The organism is Streptosporangium sp. G11, from assembly GCF_051192615.1.
Taxonomy (GTDB): Bacteria; Actinomycetota; Actinomycetes; order Streptosporangiales; family Streptosporangiaceae; genus Streptosporangium.
This window is the reverse complement of record NZ_JBPJUQ010000339.1, coordinates 1-743: the sequence shown is the minus strand read 5'-3', so window position 1 is coordinate 743 and position 743 is coordinate 1. Positions and strand designations below refer to the sequence as shown.

Below are 743 nucleotides of genomic sequence, written 5' to 3'. Positions count from 1 at the left end.
ACCACCTGGAAGATCGAGTTGATGGCGACCAGGACGGCGGCGGCCTCGCGGTCGCCGCAGGCCAGGTCGTTCCAGATGAGGACCATGGCGATGCATCGGGCCAGGCCGACGATGATCAGGCCGGTGCGGTATTCGGGCAGGTCGGGCAGCAGCAGCCAGGCCAGCGCGAACATCAGCGCCGGGCCCAGCACCCAGTTCAGCACCAGGGAGGCCAGCAGCAGGCGGCGGTCGCCGGTGACCGTATCGAGGCGGTCGTAGCGGACCTTGGCCAGCACCGGATACATCATCAGCAGCAGGCCCAGTGCGATCGGCAGCGAGATCTCGCCGATCTTGACCGCCTCCAGCGCGGAGTTCAGGCCGGGCACCAGGCGCCCCAGCAGCAGTCCGGCGGCCATGGCCAGTCCGATCCACACCGGCAGAAACCGGTCCAGGGTGGATAGGGCGCCCATCACGCCGCTCTGGCCTGCGGTCGCCGGGGGTGGGCTTGAGGGCATGAATCTTCCTTAACGGTGCAACGGTGTGCGGTCAGACGGTGGCGGGGGCGTTCAGCAGGGCCGACAGCTCGGTCAAGGTCTCGGGGACCAGGCGGTAGTAGACCCACGAGGCGCGCCGCTCGGAGACCAGCAGCCCGACCTCTTTGAGCACCTTCAGGTGGTGGCTGATGGTGGGCTGGGACAGCTCGAAGGCGCCGGTGATGTCGCACACGCACACCTCGCCGCCCGAATGGCTGGCCACGATCGACA

General features: G+C 68.4%; 2 protein-coding genes. Both read right to left on the bottom strand.

Annotation, left to right across the window (positions count from 1 at the left end; translation table 11 throughout):
- On the bottom strand, positions 1 to 494 hold a 494-nt coding region (locus ACSDR0_RS50915), incomplete at its 3' end, for an arsenic resistance protein (protein ID WP_435296188.1).
- Positions 495 to 525: 31 nt separating this feature from the next.
- The coding region (locus ACSDR0_RS50910) for an ArsR/SmtB family transcription factor (RefSeq protein WP_435296187.1) at positions 526 to 743 on the bottom strand (218 nt) is incomplete at its 5' end.